The sequence below is a fragment of the Cyclobacterium sp. 1_MG-2023 genome, from assembly GCF_030546805.1.
GTDB lineage: Bacteria > Bacteroidota > Bacteroidia > Cytophagales > Cyclobacteriaceae > Cyclobacterium.
The window spans coordinates 20,203-41,008 of the sequence record NZ_JAUOPC010000007.1 but is presented as its reverse complement, the minus strand read 5'-3'; the positions used below and the strand labels follow the sequence as shown (position 1 = coordinate 41,008).

The following is a 20,806-nucleotide window of genomic DNA, read 5'->3' as shown; positions in this document are numbered from 1 at the left end:
GCTAACAATTATTCACAAATAATTTGATCCTTGTATTTTACATTTACCCTTGAATAAGTATTCCAACCTTTTTCAGGAAGAATTTGCTTATAATAGGTTTTGATTTTTCTAAACTTTAATTCAATTTCTTCAGGCTTTCCAAATTCAATCACCTGTTTTCCTACTTGTTGGTGCATATTGATATCACCATTTGCAAGTAAGTCCAAGGCACTTATTTGGGCTGACCAGAAAGGGTCTGAACTTATAAACCTTATCAATTCCAACAATGGTTTTTGTTGTACTGAAAGGTCACCTTCCTTTAGTAATTCCTCAGCTTTTTTACCGGTTAGGATTAAAACCCTTGTGGTATAATTAGAAGAGGTGGGGAGTATTTTCCCTGAGGAACTAATGTAGCCATCGGCTGCCATTGGCCGGACTATTCTAGCCATTGGTACGTGCTGACTTACTTTTACTATTAGTGTTCCTTTCAAATCTTCATACACCTCAGCCTTTTTTACAAAGGGATGGGCCTCTACTTTTTTTTCTACCTCGTGAGTGGAAACCTTCGTTTTTGGTGAGTGGCCAAGTATTCCCGGAAAGGCATTGGTCAATAATTCAGCTACTTCTTTTTCATCCACAAAATAGACATCGCTTACAGCTTCAACATAAACGTCCAGATTGGAAAGCGCACGCTTCTCTATCTTATGCTCTGTAAAAGCAATAAACCCTAGCAATGTCATTCCCAACAATATCATTAGGAAGGACTTTTTAAATTTCCATCCCTTACGCTTTATCATTTTTTATCCATTTTTCAATTGGTTTTACCAAACGATCAATATCACCGGCGCCTATTGTTACCAAAACTTCAGGCTTGTGCTGTTCCAAATGATCCAGTAATTTATCCTTATCCACCACTGACTTATTTGGACTTGTTATCGCTGGGAGTAACATCGATGAAGTTATGCCTTCAATAGGCAGCTCCCTGGCAGGGTAGATGTCCAATAGTACTACAGTGTCCGCTATCGATAGGCTTTCAGAAAAGCCTTCTGCGAAATCTCGTGTTCTGGTAAATAAATGTGGCTGAAATATCGCCGTCACTTTTTTATCAGGATACATGGCCTTGATGGATAGCAAAAATGCTTTAATCTCCTCCGGATGATGCGCATAATCGTCTATATAAATAATACGCTCATTCGTGCAAATCTTCTCAAATCTTCGCTTTACTCCTTTATAGGTCGCAATGCCATCAATTATTGTTTCTTTTGAAAGTCCGTAATGAACGGCTACAGCTATGGCGGCCAAAGCATTTTCTATATTGTGAAATCCCGGAACACTCAATTCCAAGCCATCAATCCTAATTCCTTCGGACACATAGTCAAAAGAAAATGTCCCTGTGCCCACTTTAATATTGTCAGCATGAATATTTCCTGAGTTCAAACTGTACTGATAGACTTGTGCAGCCCCCAAATCTGCATGACTTATTTTTTGATAAGCATCTTGATGAATGATTAATTTTCCATCAGTATGGGTAAGCCTGATAAAAGAAGCAAATCCTTCTTTCAGTTGTTCGGCATCACCATAAATATCTAAATGATCTGGGTCAATGCTGGTAACAATACTCAAGTCTGGATGGAGGTGAAGAAAAGAACGATCAAATTCATCTGCTTCCACCACTACCACCGGAGATTCAGTACTACCCTCATCATGAAGGATTAGGTTGTTGCTATAGTTTTGTGTCAGACCTCCTAAAAAAGCAGCAGTATTGTGACCTGAATGCTTTAGCAAGTGTGCCACCATGGAAGAAGTTGTGGTTTTTCCATGGGTTCCTGCTATGGCCACCGATTCCATGTTTCTGGTAATCAGTCCTAGTACTGCCGCCCGCTTTTTAATGACAAATCCATTGCTGTCAAAGAACTTGTATAAGGCACTGTTTTGAGGAACTGCCGGAGTCCACACGACTAATTTGTCGACTCCCGAAGTCGTAAATGCTTCAGGGAGGCTTTCAACTTCATCTGCATATACGATCTGCATCCCTTCTTGGGATAGGGTTTCAGTAAGTGGTGAAGGAGTTTTGTCATAGCCGTAAACGGGTACTCCAATATGATTGAACCACCTGGCAATGGCACTCATTCCTATGCCTCCTATACCTAGAAAAAAGACGCTATGTAAGTTTTTTAAATTCATTGGATCAATTCTTCCATTACTTTAACAATGTCCTTGGCAGCCTCAGGCTTTGCTAGGGTTTTTATGGCTTGAGACAATTGGTCTCGTTTTTCTTGGTCTCCTAGCAATGAATGTACCATGGAGCCCAATTGATTGATGGCTTTATCATCCTCCAAGAGCATAGCGGCATTTTGAGAAACATAGGCCATAGCATTTTTTGTTTGATGGTCTTCTGCTACATTCGGAGATGGAATAAAAACCACAGGTTTTCCCACCAAACTTAGTTCAGAAACGGATAGAGCACCCGATCGTGAAATCACCAAGTCTGCTGCGGCATATGCCAAATCCATGTCCTTGATAAATTCCAAAGGATAAATACCTTTAACTCCGGCATCCTTTACTTGCCCCATTACTTTTTCATAATAGTATTTCCCTGTTTGCCAAAGCACTTGGTAGCCTTTGGATTCAAAATCATCCATTGAATGAAGCAAGGCTTGATTAAGCGTTCTGGCACCCAAACTTCCTCCAATAGAGAGGATGACGGGTTGATCCGGATTAAGTCCAAAATGGGCTAAAGCTTTTTCCCTTTTATCTGCTACCGCCAAGATGTCTTTTCTTACCGGATTTCCTGTGTACTTGATTTTTGAAGCAGGGAAGTAACGCTCCATTTCAGGATACGCTACACAAATGGCATCGGCATTTTTAGCTAGTAATTTATTCGTCAATCCCGCATAACTGTTTTGCTCTTGGATCAACGTGGGTAGTCCCTTACGCTGGGCCATGAAGAGTACAGGACCACTTGCATATCCTCCAACACCTACCACCAAATGCGGTTTAAAGTTTTTTATAAGTTTTTTGGCTTTTTGTAAACTGCCTAATAATTTAAATGGAAAGTTTAAGTTCTCTAAAGTCAACCTCCGCTGGATCCCCGCTATCCTTAAGCCTTCTATTCTATAGCCTGCCTCAGGAACTTTTTGCATTTCCATCTTACCTTCAGCACCTACAAATAAGACCTCACTTTCAGGGTGTTTTTCATTCCATGCCTTGGCTATAGCAATGGCAGGATAGATATGGCCACCGGTGCCTCCTCCGCTAATAATGATTCGATATGTTTCTTCAGCTTTATTCAATGTTTCAAGCTACTTTTACTTTTCTGGAAACCGATTTTTGTTCATTTATAAAGGCATCTTCATGATCACCCCTGCTAATACTTAATATAATGCCAAGTGAAATGCCTGTGAATATTAAGGAGGTTCCTCCCATACTCACCATAGGTAATGGCAAACCTGTAATGGGTACCAATCCCACTGCTACACCCATATTGATCATGGCTTGAATAACCAGTGAGAAGCTCAAGCCTGCTGATAACAAACCTCCAAATGGTCTAGTGGAAATGGCAACTACACGCATCCCTCGATAGAGCAATGCCAAGTAAAGAAAAAGCACAAAACCGCCTCCAATCATGCCGTATTCTTCCACGATGATGGCATAAATAAAATCAGAATAGGGGTGGGGAAGAATGTTCCTTTGTTCACTATTTCCCGGGCCTTTGCCCGAAATACCTCCTGTAGCAATGGCTATATAGGAATGCTTTGCTTGAAATGGGATCTCTGCAGGATCGTCATTCATGAATCTTTCAATCCTTGAAAAGAAAACCCCTCCTCTTTGCCCCATTAAAATGGCCGTGGTAAGCACCAAGGCACCCACCATGCATACAACCAATAGGTATTTTAAGGGAACACGGCCAATGAACATAAGCAATAGACATGTGGAAAGTAACATGACTGCTGTAGACATATTGGCTATGGCGATGAGCAAACAAATGATACCTATCCAAATGATAATTGGGATAAATGTTCCTTTAATATCTGTAATCTTTCGTTGCCTTTTTGCCAGCATGCCTGCTACTGCAGAAATAAGCGCCAGTTTTGCCAAGTCGGATGGCTGAAAGGCTTGATTGATAATAGGAACAGTAAGCCATCTGTTGGCCTCATTAATAGTAGATCCAAAGAGGTAAGTGATCATGAGTAAGGGAACACTTACCCAAAGCGCAAAAAGGCTCAACTTTGAGAAATATTTATAGGGGATGTTATGCACTGCCCACATGACCACAATACTGGCGAAGATCAAGGCGCTGTGCTTGAAAAGGTAGACTTCTGTATTGCCTCCCATTTTTCTGTAAGCAAGTGAACCTGTAGCTGAATACACAGCCAAGATGCTGATCAAAGACAATAGCAGGACGATTCCCCAGATTACCGGGTCGCCTTTTAAATTGTCTTCTAGCCAGATTTTTACTTTAGTCATTAATATTTATTCTTTAATGTAATTACAGCCTCCTTGAATTGATCCCCTCTGTCCTCATAATTGTTGAACAAGTCAAAGCTTGCACATGCCGGAGATAAAAGGGCCACATCACCTTCACTTCCATTTTCCAATGACCACTGCACCGCCTCTCTGATGTCTTCAGTAGTTAAAATGCATGGTATTTTTCCCGAAAAGGCAATCTTTAGCTTTTCGTTGTCTTTGCCCAAACAGATTAGCAGCTTGACATGATCGATAACTTTGTCATCCAGCAACCGGTAATCATTTCCTTTGTCAACACCGCCTGCAATCCAGATGATTGGCTCCTGAAATGCTCCAAGGGCAAATGCCGTAGCATCAACATTGGTGCCTTTGCTATCATTGATAAACTTTATTCCCTTTATGGTGGCAACCTGTTCCATTCTATGGGCTGCATTGACAAAATCTTTGAGTGAGGGACCGATTTTTTCCATTTCAACACCTGCCAATAATACACTCATGGTAGCCGCGAGAGAATTGATAAAATTATGCTCTCCTTTAAGCACCATTTCATTGGTAGGCCAGGACCAATTAAGTCCATTTATGGTCAAATTCAATTGACCACCTTCAATGTATCCCTTAGCTCCGTTATGGTTTTCAAGGCCAATTGGAACCGGTGTAGGATTCCCTTTTTGGTTATTCATGGCTTCCGAAATATTGCTGTCAGGCTCAAAGAACACGAAATGATCTTGTGCATCCATCTTGTCGGTAAGCTTCATTTTTGCAGCAGCATATTCTTCTAGAGAATAATGGTACCTGTCCAGGTGGTCCGGACTAATATTCAATAGCACAGCAATGGAAGGTTTTAATTCGATAAACCCTTCGATTTGAAAACTGCTTACTTCAAGGACCCACCAGCTGTGATCTCTATCCACTAATTGCAAGGCCCAGCTTTGTCCTACGTTTCCTCCCAAGCCTACATCCATTCCAGCACCTTTCATCAAGTGATAAATGAGTAAGGATGTGGTGGTTTTTCCATTGGTGCCTGTAATGGCAATAACTTTTCCTTTTGAAAAGCGATAGGCAAACTCCAATTCATCTATCACAGGAATACCTGCCTCCATTAGCTTCACAACCAGGGGAGCACTAAATGGTATGCCGGGAGATTTGATGACCGTTTGCGCATCCAATAGAAGGTTGATACTATGCTGCCCTTCTTCAAAAGCGATGTTTTTTGCATTAAAGGCCTTCTTTTTGTCAGCCGCAATCTTCCCTGCATCAGACACAAAAACCCTGTGCCCATGCTTATGGGCCAATAAAGCAGCGCCAAAGCCACTTTCACCGGATCCTAAAATAACTGTCTTCTGCATTTACCTTAACTTTAATGTTGCCAATGCCATGATTGCAAACAAGATTCCCAAAATCCAAAACCTAACGGTGATCTTTGCTTCAGGAATATTCATTTTTTGATAGTGGTGGTGCAATGGGGACATCAAAAAGACCCTTCTGCCTTCACCAAATTTTTTCTTGGTATATTTAAAATAACTGACCTGAATAATGACTGAAAGTAATTCAATAAGAAATATGCCACACAACACAGGTAGTAGTAATTCTTTTCTTAAAGTGAGGGATAACACGGCGATTACTCCTCCAATCATTAGGCTTCCGGTGTCACCCATAAAAACTTGTGCCGGGTAAGAATTGTACCATAAAAAGCCTACGCATGCTCCCACAAATGCAGAGCAGAAAATCACCAGTTCACCCGAATAAGGAATAAACATCACATTTAAGTATTGCGAAAAAGTAACATTTCCACTGATATAGGCATATATGGCGATGGTGAGGCCAATTATGGCCGAAGTACCGGCTGCCAAACCATCAATTCCATCTGTAATGTTGGCCCCATTAGAAACGGCTGTTACCACAAAGATCACAAGGATGATATACAATATTGGTGTAAAATTGTCTCCCAAGAATCCGAAAACAACATCATAATTGAGCTCATTATTTTTGAGGAATGGTATGGTTGTTTTCATGGATTTCACATCTTCATAGGAAGGGGTAGCAACAATCCCTTCTTCAATAGATACACTTTCCTGAAACTCTCTTATCACCACATCTTCATGGAAGTATAAAGTGATACCAACGATGATTCCTATGCTGACCTGGCCTACAATCTTAAATTTACCGGCCAAGCCTTCTTTGTTTTTTCTAAAGACTTTGATATAATCATCCAAAAAGCCAATCCCTCCCAACCAAAGTGTGGTAACCAGCAAAAGGATAATGTATACATTGTAGATATCAGCAAACAAAAGGGTTGGAATAACTATGGCAGCCATGATCATGATTCCTCCCATGGTAGGTGTGCCCTTTTTTTCAAGTTGGCCCTGAAGACCCAGTTCTCTTACCGTTTCTCCAATCGATTTTTTCCTAATCCAATCGATAATGGTTTTTCCTAGAGTAATGGTGATTAGCAAGGAAACCAATGCAGCCATGCCTGCCCTGAAGGAGATGTACTTGAATACGCCTGCCCCGGGCAAATCAAAAGTTTGGTCGATATAATCAAAAAGGTGGTACAGCATCTTAATCCTTGAATAAAAGCTTTAAAAATTCACTCACTATTTTTTTGTCGTCAAAGGGATGTTTCACCCCTTTTATTTCTTGGTAGGTTTCATGCCCTTTTCCTGCTATCAGAACGATATCGCCCGGTTTTGAGAGGTGGCAAGCGGTTTTAATAGCCGACTTTCTGTCTTCCATTGATAATATTTTTCTTTGATCTATGGGACTTAACCCTTCTTCCATTTCATGTATGATGGCCATTGGCTCTTCATCTCTAGGATTGTCAGACGTAAGGATAACCTTATCACTAAATTTGCATGCAATTTTAGCCATGATGGGTCTTTTACTCTTGTCCCGATTGCCCCCACAGCCTACCACCGTGATGAGGGTCTCTGTACCGGTTCTTAGCTTTTGGATGGTTTTCAAAACATTTTCTAAGGCATCGGGGGTGTGCGCATAATCTACTATGGCAGTGATACCCCCTTGTACGAAAAGGTCAAATCTACCTACAGCCCCTTTTAGCATAGACAACTGTCGCAATACCTCCTCTTCATTTTCTCCTAACAATTGGGCTACACCCAAAACTCCCAAAAGATTATAGGCATTGAATTCTCCGGAAAGCCTGAACCATACAGGCTTTCCACCCAAGTCCATCTCCAACCCTTGTATGGAATTGTCAATAATACGGGCTTTAAAGTCCGCAGGGTATCTCAAGGCAAAAGTGTATTTTTTAGCCTTGGAGTTTTGTACCATCACCAAACCTCTTTTGTCATCCGCGTTGACAAGGGCAAAAGCGTCCTTTGGCAACTCATCAAATAATTTTTTCTTTGCAGAGATATAATGATTGAAGTCACCGTGATAATCTAAATGATCATGGGAGAGGTTGGTAAATAAGGCGCCTGCAAACTTCAAGCCAGCGGTTCTTTCCTGCACGATGGCATGTGAACTCGCTTCCATAAAGCAATGAGAACAGTCTTCTTTCAGCATTTCTACCAGCAGTTTATTGATAGAAATCACATCTGGAGTAGTGTGGCTAGCAGGAATGATTTTATCCTTTATTTTATTCTCAACCGTTGAAATCAAGCCTGCGGAATAGCCCATTTCTGTATACAATTGATGCAATAGAGTAACCGTGGTTGTTTTGCCATTGGTACCCGTGACGGCAACAACCTTTAATTTTTCAGAAGGGTGATCATAATAGTTGCCAGCCATTAAACCCAAAGATTTTGCTGCATCAAGCACCTGAACATAGCTGATGTCGTCTGCCAGATTTTCTGGTAGATGTTCACATACTATCGCCTTGGCCCCATTTTTTATTGCCTTTTCTATATAAGCATGACCGTCTACCTGTGTCCCACGAATAGCAATGAAGACAGCACCCGGGCTGACATTCCTACTGTCAAATGTCAATTGGGTGACCAATACCTCCATGTTTCCTTTGGTGGAGACTAGGGAAACTTTGTACAATATGTCCTTTAACTGTTGGCTCAACTCAGTGATAATTTTATGATTTGGTCATTTTTAAAGGGAGTGCCTTTGGATAAGGATTGAGCGCTAACTCTTCCTGAACCTGAAAATTCCACTCTTAGCCCTTTGTTTTCTAAAATATACAAGGCATCTCTTAATGTCATGCCGGTTACATCAGGTACCAATGGTTTTTCGACAGTATTCCCGACCCATTGAATGGACTTGTTGGAAATACTCGATTTCACCCAAGTTTCAGATCCTGCATAGTGGTTAGATATACCCATGCTGTTGCAAATCATTTGCAACTCAGCAGCTTTCCCGGCTTTGATATAAGGGAATTCCTCATTGTTTGCCCGGACAATGTTTTCATCTTTGGTTTCAATTTGTTGGATGTTCATGTCTTGGGCATAAATTTTATCTGCAATTTCCTTAAATACCGGCGCTGAAATATCCCCTCCATAGGCATTGAAACCTTTGGGACTGTCAATAACCACAATGGCACTGTATTTAGGTTTTTCTGCAGGAAAATAACCCACAAAAGACGTATAATATTTTTGGGTATACCGGCCATTGATTAATTTCTGTGCAGTTCCCGTTTTTCCTGCAATGGAATATGTGTCCGTAGAAATATTGCTTGCAGTTCCTTTTTCAACCACTCCTTTAAGAAGGTCCTGTAGAGTGTTTATTGTTTTATTGGAGGCGATACTTCTTGTCAATGTTTCTGTTTCAAATTCTTCTTCAATGCTATTGCCTCTAGAGATTTGTTGCACAATCATTGGCTTTACCATTCTTCCTCCATTGGCAACGGCATTGTATAAAGTAAGTGTTTGCAGCGGTGTTATTTTTATTTCATAACCGATAGACATCCATGGCAAGGTAGTTCCGTACCAATTTTTATCATCAGGGTGCTTGAAATAGGGGATACCTTCACCTTTAAGTTGAAAACCAAGAGGTTTGTCAAGTTTTGCTTTCTCAATATAATCGATAAACCTTTGGGGCTGATGACCAAAATGTTCATCTACCAACTTTGAAATGCCAACATTTGAAGACTTTTCAAATACTTCCCTAATACTCAGCATGCCATAGCCACCGCGCTTGGCATCCCTCATGTACCGATCGTAAAATTTATAACTTCCATTTCCGGTGTCTACACTATCGTTTAAATTGATCTTGCCTTCTTCCAACAAGGCCATCATTGATAGCAACTTGAAAGTGGATCCCGGCTCTGTCAATCCTTGCTCTCCTACGGCATAATTGTAATATTCACCATAACCGTAAGACTGTTTGTTTTTCTCCAAATTGGCAATGGCTTTAATATGCCCGGTGGCCACTTCCATTACAATCACTGAGCCGAAGGCAGCATCTTTGTTGATAAGCTGTTTTAAGAGCACAGATTCTGCTACATCCTGAATATTGACATCTAGGGTGGTGACGATGTCAAAACCATCTGTAGGTTTGATGTCATCTGCATCATGTAGAGGCTTCCAACTTCCACCAACGATCTTTTGAAACAAAGCTTCTCCGTTTCTTCCCTGTAAATATTCATTAAAACTGTATTCCAAACCCGCTCCATACTGATCTTCATTTAAAAAGCCGACTGTTCTTCCGGCTAAATTTTTAAATGGACGATATCGTTTGTCAATCTTCTCGAATATAACACCACCTCCCATTCTTCCTTTTTTGAAGATGGGCCAAGTGGACATGGTTAATTTTTCTTGGTAGTTAATTTGTCTTCTATTAAGAATCAAGTATTTCTTACCATCATTTCGAGCGTCGAGAATCATTCTTTTATAAGCATTCGCAGACCGATCCTTGTAGAAGGCAGCCAAGTTTCTGGAAAGAGAATCTACACTTGATTTCCAGTCGGGGCTTTTATCAATGGAAGGATCGAGAGCCACCCTGTAAAAAGGAAGGCTCGTAGCCAAAAGGCTTCCATCTGCACCATAGATATTCCCCCTGGTGGCTTTTACCGGCCGGTATTGCAAATTGATCTCTTCAGACAATTGCGCCCACTTGTCACCCTCAACAACCTGTATTACACCAATTCTATAAAAAATAGAAATGGCAATAAGTGTTACTGCCAAAAAGGAAAGCCTTACACGGAGCAATATGGATTTTTTAATGTTCACTTTTCCAATATTAATTTCTGTGGAGGTTCTTCAATTTCAATGATACCTAAGGGCTGAATTTTTTTTGCTACTTCAGACTGTTTGCTTGCATACATGTATTCTGCTTCCAAAGTAGTGACATCGGCCCGAAGGTCTTCTACTTCTTGTTGGAGTCGGTCTATTTTTCTAATGGTATTTTCTGCTTTATAATTACTCCATATATAGGCCATTGCCAAAAAAGAAGCATACAGCAGAGGGAGTACCAATTTAATTGGAACATTTTCTCCCACAATCGCACTCATGTCAAGCTTTTGCTCTATAAAAGCAAATGGATTGAATTTTGATTTTTTCTGCTCCCGGGAGGACTTAATCGGTTTTTTGAATGTATTTCTTCCCATGATCAAAGTTTTTTAGCGATTCTCAACTTGGCACTTCTTGCTCTTTTATTGGTTTCTATTTCTTCCTGAGCTGCTATGATTGGCTTTCTACTGACCGGCTCAAGTGGTCGGACAGGGTTGCCATAAAAGTCTTTTTCAAGTTCACCATGAAGTTTTCCTTTGGTGATGATGTTTTTAACCAGGCGGTCTTCCAGGGAATGATAACTCATGATAACCAATCTCCCGTCTTTTTTTAACAACTTGGTACTTTGTTCCAACATCTCTTCCAACGCAATCATTTCCTGATTAACTTCTATTCGCAATGCCTGAAATACTTGGGCTGAATATTTTGCGTATTTCCCTCGGGGAGCATATTTGTCCAGCAAATTTTTAAATCCTTGGATGGATTCAAAAGGAGTATTTGCTCTCGCGGACACAATTGCTCTGGCAAGGGTTTTGGCATTTTTTATTTCCCCGTAAATACCGAAAATCTTATGAAGAGATTGCTCATCATAAGTATTCAAAATACTGGCAGCAGAAAGATCGCCTGATTGACTCATTCGCATATCAAGTGTCCCCTCAAATCTTGTGGAAAAACCCCTGGAAGGCTCGTCTATTTGATGAGAAGAAACTCCCAAATCTGCCAAAATACCATCCACTTTATCTATGCCGTATATTTTTAGGTACCGGCGTAAATCACGAAAATTGGCCATGACAAAAGTGAAGTTTTCATCATCAGGAGCATTTTTTTCTGCATCCGGATCCTGATCAAAACCATACAAGTGTCCCTTGTCCAGCATTTTCAAAATCCCACGAGAATGCCCTCCTCCACCAAAGGTCAGGTCTACGTAGATGCCATTGGGGTCAATGTTTAACCCTGAAAGGCATTCCTCAAGCATTACGGGAATATGGTATGCTGTATTATGCACTTCTACCTAAGAACTTTTTGTTTAAATCACTGAATTTTTCTTCCTCTTTACCCATGAACTCATCATAACATTCCGGGTTCCAAATCTCAATCTTTGTGCCTATGCCGATCACAATAGCTTCTTTTGTCAATTTAGCATGACGTAACATGGTTTTGCTAATAACAAATCTACCTGTGGCATCTAAGTCTACCGGAGATTCTCTTCTAAAAAAAGATCTCTTGAAAAACCTTACCTCATCATCTGTGTCGTCTAGGCTAGCAAGTTTGTTATGGTCTTTCTTTACTTCGACCATTGGTATCAATTCAAGACATGGCTCCAAACCTTTGCGCAGCATCATCTCCTGACCCAAGGATTCAGGTATTAAAGCCTTCATTTTTGAAGGCAAAACCAACCTGCCCTTGGCATCCAGTTTACACTCAAACTCACCGGTGAATGATGCCATATCTGATCTTCCTGCTAATTGATTACAAAAGTAGTAAATAGCTAAACACTTTTTACCACTTTGCCCCACTTTTTACCACATTGCTATAAAAGTATCCAAAACTAACTAGAAACACAATTATTTTACAAAAAAATAAAAGCATTGGTGGGTGCTTGCAATTGACTAAAAATCAGTCGTTAATAGGGGGCTAATCCTAAGTTATATGCAATTAAGGTCGGATTTTAAGGAAGTTCCGAACTTATAAATTGATAAGAAATTTACTAAGCCTCAAAGTGGGAGGAATTCCCGTAAGTTTTCAGTTTTTTTAGGATAAAGGGGCTTTAAACCTTATTTTTTCCTTTCAATGGTATAGGTTACCAGCGTTGTCAAAGAATTTTTGAAAGGAGACTCGGGAAAGTTTTCCAAGAGGGCCAATGCTTCTTGATAATAATTGTTCATTATTTTCTGGGCATATTCAAGTCCACCGGATTTTTTAACAAAATCTATAATTTCGTTGATCGTCCCTTTGTTCTCACTCTTATTCCTGATCTTGTAAATTATTTTTTTTCTGTCTACCCAAGAAGCCTTTTGCAAGGCATAGATAAGGGGGAGGGTCATTTTTTTCTCCTTAATGTCTATTCCAACTGGTTTTCCAACCACATCTTCCCCATAGTCAAAAAGGTCATCCTTGATTTGAAAAGCCATGCCTACTTTTTCTCCAAAAAGCCGCATTTTTTCGATGTTTTCTTCGCTTGATCCGGTGGTGGCTGCGCCCACTGCACAACAGGAGGCAATCAGGCTGGCCGTTTTTTGACGAATAATTGTGTAGTAGACCTCTTCAGTAATGTCAAGCTTTCTGGCTTTGGAGATTTGTAAAAGTTCACCTTCGCTCATTTCCTTAACCGCATTGGAAACAATCTTAAGTAGGTCAAAATCACCATTGTCTACACTCAAAAGTAGGCCTCGTGATAAGAGGTAATCTCCTACCAAAACAGCAATTTTATTTTTCCACAAGGCATTGATAGAGAAAAATCCTCGTCTATAATTAGCATCATCCACCACATCATCATGCACAAGTGTGGCTGTATGCAATAACTCGATTAAAGCGGCACCTCGGTAGGTAGATTCTGAAATCGAACCACTCACTCCAGCCGTCAAGAAAACAAACATCGGCCGCATCTGTTTTCCCTTTCTGCGGACGATATACTGGGTGATATGATCCAATAATTTCACCTTACTTTGCATGAAAGTGCGAAATTTCTTTTCAAAATCGGCCATCTCGGTGGCTATCGGGGCTTGTATCTGCTTTAAATCTTGATTCATTTGAGCTTTAGATGTTGCAATAATACAATCTATTCCACCATTGACAAAGCCGGTCAAATGATAATTCTGCAAATGAATTCTATTTTTGGTTATCTTTGATCAACTAAACTGCATAAACTTGACCGACGACTATATCAAACACCAGTATGAACCGATACTTCCGAAGAAGGATGAATGGCCTGTGGTAAAATTAAGTAAAAGCCGCAAAGCATTTATCCAACAGGTGGTGACGTCTAGTGTTAGAAATATTAAAGGACTTACCGGCAATCAGTTACAGGCGATAAAGGAAGGGCTTGAAGTTACTCTTTTTAGAGAGAGGATGAGGATCAAACAAAATTCTTGGGCTGTTGATCCGGAAGACGAAGAGGAGTTTTGGGCGGAAGTAAAGGCCTCTCTCTTGGCCATGGATGCCGACCAACAGCTTGATGATCAAAAAAAGAAAGCCAAGTATTTTGAAGTACTAACGCGGATCACCAGCAGGTATGCTGAAGAAATAGCAAGCAATTTTAAACACAGCCATTACAAATTGACAAGGAGGCTGGTGTCCTTTGGTTTTTCCCGTTTATTGAATACTTCGAGAGTTAAAGGTTTCAAATCCATTTTTAGTAACCAATACAGGCTTCAGGATAAAATTCAAATCATTGGAGAGACTGATCAAATAAGAGATTTGGCTTCTAAGGGAACCATTGTTATGGTGCCTACACACTTTAGTAATTTAGATAGCATTTTGATTGGTTGGACCATTAGTACCTTGGGATTGCCCCCATTTATTTATGGTGCGGGATTGAACCTCTTTAATATAGGGATTTTTGCCTATTTTATGAATGCCCTTGGAGCCTATAAAGTGGACCGGAGGAAGAAGAATCAAATCTACCTTGAAACTTTAAAAACGTATTCAAGGGAAGCCATTCAATTTGGATGTCACAGTCTCTTTTTTCCCGGAGGAACACGTTCACGAAGCGGAAATATTGAATCAAAGGTTAAACTTGGTTTGCTTAGTACAGCCATAGAAGCACAACGTTCAAACTATCAGAAAGGGAATGATGAAAATGGGAAAGTTTTTATTGTACCTGTCACCATCAATTATCACTTTGTCCTGGAAGCCCCAAGTTTAATCAAGGAGCATTTGGACTATACAGGACAGGAAAGGTATTACAGTGAGTCGGATGAGTTTTCTACCTCCTATAAAATTTCTAAGTTTTTGGTGAAATTTTTTACTAAGGGATCAGATATCTCTGTTTCTATAGGTAAAGCGATGGATATTTTGGGCAATTATGTGGATTCAGAGGGGAACAGCAGAGATGCGCACGGGAGAAGTATCGATTGTAAGGATTATTTTATGTTGGACGGGAAAGTAAATGTGGATTTGCAACGCGAGGAAGAGTATAGTAAAAAATTAGGTACGCGAATTGTTGAAGAATTCCACAAAATAAACAGAGTCTTCAGCAGTCATATAGTAGCTTTTACAGCATTCCGATTGCTGAAAAAGGAAAACAATAAATTGGACCTTTTTAGTTTGCTTAGGCTTCCGGAAGAGGACCTTTATTTACCTTATGACACCTTCAAAGGAGCTTGTTCTCGTGTTTTGGAGAGAATCAAGCAGCTGAGAGAGGAGGGTGCAGTGCACATGGCGCCTCACTTAAATACCGACTTGGAACAAATCATTCAGCACGGTTTGCAAAATGTGGGTATGTACCATGCAAAGAGACCCCTAAGGAAGAATGATGAGGGGAATATTGTTACTGAAGATATAAGTTTATTGTATTATTACCATAACAGACTTGATGGATATGAATTGGAAAAAATCATCTGAAAATAAACCGGTAGGTGTTATTGGAATCGGTAGTTTCGGAACGGCAATTTCTAATTTGTTGGCTGAAAAAAACAATGTTTTGGTTTATGCCAGAGATGAGGCGGTGGTGAAAGCCATCAATGAGACCCATATGGTGAAAAACAGGAAATTAGCTGAAAGCATTCGCGCGACTACTGACCCTGAGATGATTTGTGATTCTTGCGATGTCATGTTTCCAATGATACCTTCTGCAGCTTTCCGAGAAGTGATGATAAGGTTTGCCCCTTTTCTTCACCCTTACCATTTCTTAATCCATGGCACCAAAGGACTGTCACTTAGCCTTCCTGAGGGTAAAGATTTGGGCAACATCAAAAAAATCAGACGAAAGAATATTTCGACCATGAGTGAGGTGATCTTGGAAGAGACTGTGGTGGAAAGAATAGGTTGTTTGGCAGGGCCAAATCTGGCCAAAGAACTCTTGGAAAACCAGCCGGGAGCTACTGTAATCGCGAGTAGATACAATGAGGTGATAAGAGAAGGACAGCGACTTTTGCGTTCTGATAATTTTCAAGTTTATGGGAATTCAGACATTGTGGGCGTAGAGCTATCAGGAGTTTTAAAGAATATTATAGCGATTGCTTCAGGTGCTTTGTCAGGGCTAGGATTAGGAGATAATGCCAAAGGGCTTTTAATTTCTAGAGGTATGGTCGAATTGGTTTACCTAGGTAAAGCCATGGGAGGAAGTACCCAATCATTTTTAGGGCTAGCAGGTGTGGGTGATTTAGTCACCACTTGTAATTCCACACTTTCAAGAAATTTTACCTTAGGCTATCGATTGGCCAAAGGAGAAAAACTTACAGATATTGTAGCAGATATGGAGGAGGTTGCGGAAGGTGTCAATACTGTGAAATTGATAAATTTGTTCTTGGAATCTACCGATCTTAGGGCTCCCATCGCAGAAAACCTTCACAAGGTTTTATTTGAGGATTTAAAGGTAGAAAATGCTCTGCAAAACCTAATGAAAATCCCGATCTATACGGATATTGATTTTTTTGATTAAAATATTATCAGCATAGTACAGGTGAGAATTGGTTAATTCTTTTGACTATATTTGTTTAAAGACAGTAGTGATTTTTATATGATTCTCCCTTTAAATAAACTATGCATGAGATTTCGATTGAATATTTATTTGTTTTTGGTGGCGCTTGCTTTTGGAATTTCATGTTCGGAAAAAGAGCAAGCGTCTTTTAGTTTTGTGCAATTGTGTGACACTCAATTAGGTATGGGAGGCTATGCTCATGACCTGAAGACTTTTAGGCAGGCGGTTAAACAAATCAATGAAATTAACCCTGATTTTGCTGTGATATGTGGTGACTTGGTTCACAATGCAAGCGACAGTTCTTATGCAGATTTTCTAGAAATCATGGAAGGTTTTAACGTGCCTTGCCATGTGGCTCCAGGAAATCATGATGTAGGCAATGTGCCAACTGATAGTACCTTAAGCTATTATAGGAAAACCATTGGAAAGGACTATTTCGATTTTGAAAATAAGGGTTATTCATTCCTTGTTACCAATACCCAATTATGGAAAGAAGATGTAGCCGACGAATCACAAAAACATAATCAATGGGTTGTTGAGACTTTGGAAGCCCAAAAATCCAAAAATGCCCCCGTTATTGTGGTTGGTCATTATCCCTTGTTTTTGGAGCGACCGGATGAGGAAGAAGAATATTTTAATATACCTCCCGCAAAACGAACAGAGATATTGGATTCATTCAAAAAGAATGGTGTAGTGGCTTATTTATCTGGACATACCCATGAGTTGGTGGTTAATCAATATGAAAACATTCAATTTGTCAGTGGAGAAACCACAAGCAAAAACTTTGACAAGAGGCCTTTTGGATTTCGAGTTTGGGAAGTTTCCAAGGATTCCCTCCAGCATCATTTTGTTCCATTAAGCGATGTAGATCAATAAGAATTTTGTTTTCCGATAAGGGTTTTAAGGGAGGGGTATATAAAGTTGGACCAAATAATACCAAGTAGAAGCTTTTTTTAAAAAAAAAACTAAGCGCATGACCCAATCTTACACACCATTTTTGACTTTAGAGATCGACCATCCCTATTTTAATGGGGATAGTAAAGCTCCAATTTCAATTTCACCTACCAGAGATACAGCTTGTTTTATTGCCCGCTACGGATTGGTGATAAATAAGAAGCAAGGTGCTTTTACTCACTTTCTTCTAAACCTAGAACGAATGCCGCTTCTTTGGAAATTCTATCCAGCGTACTTTTCTTTATAAACTTACTTTGGTCCGTTTGTTGGACTTGGTCTCTTTTACAAAAATAGCTATGAATGGCCCTTCTTGGCTGGGTGCTATGATTAGTAGTGCCACCATGCCAAGTATGGGAATTGAAGATAACAACAGACCCTGCCTCAGCTAAAATGATTTTTTCATCGGGATGTGAATCCATCGGGTCATTCATGACATCTGCAGGCAATGTGGGTTTCAAATGGGTTCCCGGAACTACTCTTGTTGCACCATTTTCTATATAAAAATCATCTAATAGCCAGATTGAATTGCAAACCTTAAATTCTTGGTTTTGAATAGACTCAGGCCAGTCTACATGAAGCTTCTGTAAGCCTGCCCCCGGAAGTGCAGCCCTGTAATTGAGGGAGGAAAGTTTAAATTGCTCTCCAAGCACCAGCATGATTGCTGCCAAAACTTTAGGATGGGTATAAAAAATATCGAAAGCCTCTCCTTTATTGACCAAGTCCCCGAGTCTGCATGCTCCGGACTCTTTTGGATGCCTAATGCTTGGAGACTGCATCAATTCAGCTCCAGCATTTTCACCCTCTGCTTCCAGAATTTCATTCACTCGATTTCTTATGACTTGAAGACTGGCATTGTCCAATAGTTTACCTAGGTTGAGGTAACCGTTTTCCCTTAAAAAGCCTTGTTCTTCTTGGCTCAACAAGTTAGAAGAGACGCCCATTTTCTGGAGAATATTTTTCATGGTGTTTTGGGTTTGTTTGCTACAAGTATTATCCGGCTTATTCAAGCCTTTCTAATCTCTTTAATAATGGAGGGTGAGAATAATGGATAAAAACATATGCAGGGTGTGGATCTATATCAGAAAGTGTCTTGACCGAAAGGGTTTTTAAGGCTGTGGCTAATGGCGGACCACTGAAAGTGGTTTTTGCAAAATGGTCTGCCTCAAATTCATTCTTTCTGCTTAAATAGTTCATGCCTATGCCAATAATCATAGATATTGGCGAGAATAACATGGTAAAACCTATGATATTAAGATGAATTGCCATTTGGTTTGCCCCAAGGGCCATGCTTAAAGGTTCACTGAAAATAAAAAGAGAGAGTATATAAAGCAACAGACCTGTTTGAATGACTCCTGCAAGCATTCCGGTTTTTATATGCCCTTTTTTGTAGTGTCCAATTTCGTGAGCCAAAACAGCGACCAGCTCTTCCTGTGAATGTTGATCGATCAACGTGTCATATAATACCACTTTCTTCCTTTTGCCAAAGCCTGAAAAAAAAGCATTGGCTTTCGATGAGCGTTTACTCCCATCCATCACAAATACATTTGTTAAAGAAAAACCAACGGATTGGGCGTAACTGGTAATGGTTTCTTTCAATTCACCTTCTTCTAAAGGAGTCAATTTATTAAACAAAGGCAGGATAAGGCCGGTATAAAATAAATTGGCTAATAGCATAAAGAGAGCGGCTACAATCCAGAAAATCCACCAAAAATCCTGCCCCAGCTCCAAGATTAACCATAATAATAGGGAAAGTAAGGTGCCACCAATAATTATGGAAAGGAGGTATCCCTTTACCTTGTCCATAAAAAACGTTTTTACTGTACTTTTATTAAACCCAAAGTCATTCTCTATTTTGAAGGTTTGGTAGTAATCGAAAGGTAGAGAGAGAAGGTCTGATCCGATAAAGACTATGGCAAAATAGGTCAAGGTAAGGACCATTGGGGATTGAAGATATTGTCTCAACCATTCATCCAACCAGCCAAATAAACCAAAAGCAATCAAAAGAAAAGTCAGCACAAAAGAAAAAGTGTCGGAAAACAATCCGAAATTATATTTAGTACGTTGGTAGGCTTTGCTTTCCTTTAGTTTCTCCTTATCCAAGTAACCATTAAGGTTTGTCGGGATAGCTGCAGTATTTCTATTTACATTGAGGTAGTCAATGATTTTTTCAACGATAAAATTAAAGCTTATAACGAGCAGTATTAGGTATTTGATAGTCTCTTGATCCATGGCGTAAAATTATTAAAATTTCGGACATGGCAGAATTGTATCCCTTTTTCTAGGCGCTCCGGGGTTTTTTGGTGGGAAGATATAAGAAAGGCTCACTTCATGTGCTCCTCCGGATTGAATTCCTAGTTTGGAAACTGTATAATCAAAACTGTAGCCCATGTTTAGCCCGGAAGGTAAATTAAAACCAAGCATCAGAACGATAGCATCTCTATTGCTCTGTTTTTCTACCGGTTTGTATGGAAGTCCTCTGTACCATAATCCCAGTACAACCGGCTCTAGATAAAGGTAACCACCCAGGTCTAGTTGCTCAAAAGGTCCTTGGCGTTTGTAATTGATGGTGGGTGTGAAATACCTTTCCCTATAGGTATGTGTAAAATCATTTCGTGGCGCCCCTCTGCCCAAAGATATCCGGTACCCAGTATGAATGGAATACTTGATGGGAAGACGGCTAATGTTTTCGTCCAGAAAACTTTGGTTGGGCCGATTAACATGATGCGTGGAGAGTCCGAACCAAAAATTGTCAGTAAATATTAAGCCGCCAAATGAGGCGGAAAATAAACCAACAGGGTCTCCCAATCCAATTATATTGTTTCCGGGCAGAATTGGTCCAAAAGGATCTGACGGATTTATTTGATTGGCAAAGACCAAGTTTTCATAAAAACCAATGTCTCTACGAATATAACTGGCTTGAAAACCCGGCTTAAAATAAAGATTGTCTCCAAGTTTGAGTTCATAGGACAAGATCCCGGAAACAGTGGTGGATTGCAAGCCGGAAACTCCTTCGGTGTCATTGGTGACCAAAAATCCTACCCCTACATTATACTCTTCCAGAAAAGCATCTCCATAAGCAGAAAATGTAGAAAAGTTAGCATCCATACCCGGCCATTGGTTCCGGTAATTTACGCCCACTCTTGTGGCTAGCTCTGCACCTGCAAAAGCAGGGTTTAAATAAAGTGGAGCAGCATAGTATTGGCTGTATTGCGGGTCCTGGCTATAGGCGTTAAATCCGAAGACCATTAGGACAAGAGTTAAAAAAACTGTATTTATTTGTGCCTGAAACAAAGATTTATTCGTTTATTGAATACCAAACAGTTTATAAACGTATAGCTATTACAAACTGTATGCA

General features: G+C 40.0%; 18 protein-coding genes. 3 read left to right on the top strand and 15 right to left on the bottom strand.

What is annotated here, in order from left to right; genetic code table 11:
• Positions 1-8: 8 nt before the first annotated feature.
• The 12 genes from Q4534_RS12465 to Q4534_RS12410 form a co-directional block, all read right to left on the bottom strand.
• A complete protein-coding gene (locus Q4534_RS12465; protein WP_303613506.1) occupies positions 9-776 on the bottom strand; it encodes a cell division protein FtsQ/DivIB in 768 nt (255 codons plus the stop codon).
• Positions 763-2,163: a UDP-N-acetylmuramate--L-alanine ligase gene (gene murC, locus Q4534_RS12460; protein WP_303613505.1), complete on the bottom strand. Its 1,401-nt coding sequence runs from the start codon at positions 2,161-2,163 to the stop codon at positions 763-765. Before murC ends, Q4534_RS12465 begins: the two co-directional genes overlap by 14 nt.
• Complete coding sequence (murG, locus tag Q4534_RS12455) at positions 2,160-3,272, bottom strand: undecaprenyldiphospho-muramoylpentapeptide beta-N-acetylglucosaminyltransferase (protein ID WP_303613504.1); 1,113 nt, start codon at positions 3,270-3,272, stop codon at positions 2,160-2,162. Before murG ends, murC begins: the two co-directional genes overlap by 4 nt.
• 4 nt (positions 3,273-3,276) lie before the next feature.
• Positions 3,277-4,446 (bottom strand): FtsW/RodA/SpoVE family cell cycle protein, encoded by a 1,170-nt coding sequence (locus tag Q4534_RS12450; RefSeq protein ID WP_303613503.1) that lies wholly within the window; start codon positions 4,444-4,446, stop codon positions 3,277-3,279.
• Positions 4,446-5,792, bottom strand: a complete 1,347-nt coding sequence (murD, locus tag Q4534_RS12445) for a UDP-N-acetylmuramoyl-L-alanine--D-glutamate ligase (RefSeq protein ID WP_303613502.1) — start codon at positions 5,790-5,792, stop codon at positions 4,446-4,448. The genes Q4534_RS12450 and murD overlap by 1 nt, the downstream gene beginning before the upstream one ends.
• The gene (mraY, locus tag Q4534_RS12440; RefSeq protein WP_303613501.1) at positions 5,793-7,004 is read right to left on the bottom strand and encodes a phospho-N-acetylmuramoyl-pentapeptide-transferase; all 1,212 of its coding nucleotides are present in this window, start codon (positions 7,002-7,004) and stop codon (positions 5,793-5,795) included.
• A gap of 1 nt (position 7,005) precedes the next feature.
• Positions 7,006-8,472 (bottom strand): UDP-N-acetylmuramoyl-L-alanyl-D-glutamate--2,6-diaminopimelate ligase, encoded by a 1,467-nt coding sequence (locus tag Q4534_RS12435; protein ID WP_303613500.1) that lies wholly within the window; start codon positions 8,470-8,472, stop codon positions 7,006-7,008.
• Positions 8,469-10,577, bottom strand: a complete 2,109-nt coding sequence (locus Q4534_RS12430; protein WP_303613499.1) for a penicillin-binding protein — start codon at positions 10,575-10,577, stop codon at positions 8,469-8,471. The genes Q4534_RS12435 and Q4534_RS12430 overlap by 4 nt, the downstream gene beginning before the upstream one ends.
• A complete protein-coding gene (locus tag Q4534_RS12425; protein ID WP_303613498.1) occupies positions 10,574-10,954 on the bottom strand; it encodes an FtsL-like putative cell division protein in 381 nt (126 codons plus the stop codon). The genes Q4534_RS12430 and Q4534_RS12425 overlap by 4 nt, the downstream gene beginning before the upstream one ends.
• Positions 10,955-10,956: 2 nt before the next feature.
• Entirely contained in the window at positions 10,957-11,862 is a 906-nt protein-coding gene (rsmH, locus tag Q4534_RS12420) for a 16S rRNA (cytosine(1402)-N(4))-methyltransferase RsmH (RefSeq protein WP_303613497.1), read from the bottom strand.
• Positions 11,855-12,304: a division/cell wall cluster transcriptional repressor MraZ gene (mraZ, locus tag Q4534_RS12415; RefSeq protein WP_303613496.1), complete on the bottom strand. Its 450-nt coding sequence runs from the start codon at positions 12,302-12,304 to the stop codon at positions 11,855-11,857. Before mraZ ends, rsmH begins: the two co-directional genes overlap by 8 nt.
• 327 nt (positions 12,305-12,631) lie before the next feature.
• Complete coding sequence (locus Q4534_RS12410; protein WP_303613703.1) at positions 12,632-13,606, bottom strand: polyprenyl synthetase family protein; 975 nt, start codon at positions 13,604-13,606, stop codon at positions 12,632-12,634.
• A 118-nt stretch (positions 13,607-13,724) separates the two neighbouring features.
• On the opposite strand from Q4534_RS12410, the gene Q4534_RS12405 reads away from it, so the two are divergent.
• From Q4534_RS12405 to Q4534_RS12395, 3 genes are all read left to right on the top strand, one after another.
• Complete coding sequence (locus Q4534_RS12405) at positions 13,725-15,419, top strand: 1-acyl-sn-glycerol-3-phosphate acyltransferase (protein ID WP_303613495.1); 1,695 nt, start codon at positions 13,725-13,727, stop codon at positions 15,417-15,419.
• Positions 15,397-16,458, top strand: coding sequence for an NAD(P)H-dependent glycerol-3-phosphate dehydrogenase (locus Q4534_RS12400; RefSeq protein ID WP_303613494.1), 1,062 nt, complete (start codon positions 15,397-15,399; stop codon positions 16,456-16,458). Before Q4534_RS12405 ends, Q4534_RS12400 begins: the two co-directional genes overlap by 23 nt.
• Positions 16,459-16,563: 105 nt before the next feature.
• Positions 16,564-17,373: a metallophosphoesterase gene (locus Q4534_RS12395; protein WP_303613493.1), complete on the top strand. Its 810-nt coding sequence runs from the start codon at positions 16,564-16,566 to the stop codon at positions 17,371-17,373.
• A 251-nt stretch (positions 17,374-17,624) separates the two neighbouring features.
• On the opposite strand, the gene Q4534_RS12390 is transcribed toward Q4534_RS12395, so the two are convergent.
• The 3 genes from Q4534_RS12390 to Q4534_RS12380 are packed head-to-tail and all read right to left on the bottom strand — an operon-like array spanning position 17,625 to position 20,742.
• Positions 17,625-18,413, bottom strand: coding sequence for a phytanoyl-CoA dioxygenase family protein (locus Q4534_RS12390; RefSeq protein WP_303613492.1), 789 nt, complete (start codon positions 18,411-18,413; stop codon positions 17,625-17,627).
• 37 nt (positions 18,414-18,450) lie between these two features.
• Positions 18,451-19,680, bottom strand: coding sequence for a M48 family metallopeptidase (locus Q4534_RS12385; RefSeq protein ID WP_303613491.1), 1,230 nt, complete (start codon positions 19,678-19,680; stop codon positions 18,451-18,453).
• A 12-nt stretch (positions 19,681-19,692) separates the two neighbouring features.
• A complete protein-coding gene (locus Q4534_RS12380; RefSeq protein ID WP_303613490.1) occupies positions 19,693-20,742 on the bottom strand; it encodes a type IX secretion system membrane protein PorP/SprF in 1,050 nt (349 codons plus the stop codon).
• Between the last annotated feature and the right edge of the window lie 64 nt (positions 20,743-20,806).

What these genes read in the sequence shown, in the direction of transcription:
- Q4534_RS12465 (WP_303613506.1), bottom strand. Translation starts at nt 776, where the DNA reads ATGATAAAGCGTAAGGGATGGAAATTTAAAAAGTCCTTCCTAATGATA.
- murC (WP_303613505.1), bottom strand. Translation starts at nt 2,163, where the DNA reads ATGAATTTAAAAAACTTACATAGCGTCTTTTTTCTAGGTATAGGAGGC.
- Q4534_RS12450 (WP_303613503.1), bottom strand. Translation starts at nt 4,446, where the DNA reads ATGACTAAAGTAAAAATCTGGCTAGAAGACAATTTAAAAGGCGACCCG.
- murD (WP_303613502.1), bottom strand. Translation starts at nt 5,792, where the DNA reads ATGCAGAAGACAGTTATTTTAGGATCCGGTGAAAGTGGCTTTGGCGCT.
- mraY (WP_303613501.1), bottom strand. Translation starts at nt 7,004, where the DNA reads ATGCTGTACCACCTTTTTGATTATATCGACCAAACTTTTGATTTGCCC.
- Q4534_RS12425 (WP_303613498.1), bottom strand. Translation starts at nt 10,954, where the DNA reads ATGGGAAGAAATACATTCAAAAAACCGATTAAGTCCTCCCGGGAGCAG.
- mraZ (WP_303613496.1), bottom strand. Translation starts at nt 12,304, where the DNA reads ATGGCATCATTCACCGGTGAGTTTGAGTGTAAACTGGATGCCAAGGGC.
- Q4534_RS12410 (WP_303613703.1), bottom strand. Translation starts at nt 13,606, where the DNA reads ATGAATCAAGATTTAAAGCAGATACAAGCCCCGATAGCCACCGAGATG.
- Q4534_RS12400 (WP_303613494.1), top strand. Translation starts at nt 15,397, where the DNA reads ATGAATTGGAAAAAATCATCTGAAAATAAACCGGTAGGTGTTATTGGA.
- Q4534_RS12395 (WP_303613493.1), top strand. Translation starts at nt 16,564, where the DNA reads ATGAGATTTCGATTGAATATTTATTTGTTTTTGGTGGCGCTTGCTTTT.
- Q4534_RS12390 (WP_303613492.1), bottom strand. Translation starts at nt 18,413, where the DNA reads ATGAAAAATATTCTCCAGAAAATGGGCGTCTCTTCTAACTTGTTGAGC.
- Q4534_RS12385 (WP_303613491.1), bottom strand. Translation starts at nt 19,680, where the DNA reads ATGGATCAAGAGACTATCAAATACCTAATACTGCTCGTTATAAGCTTT.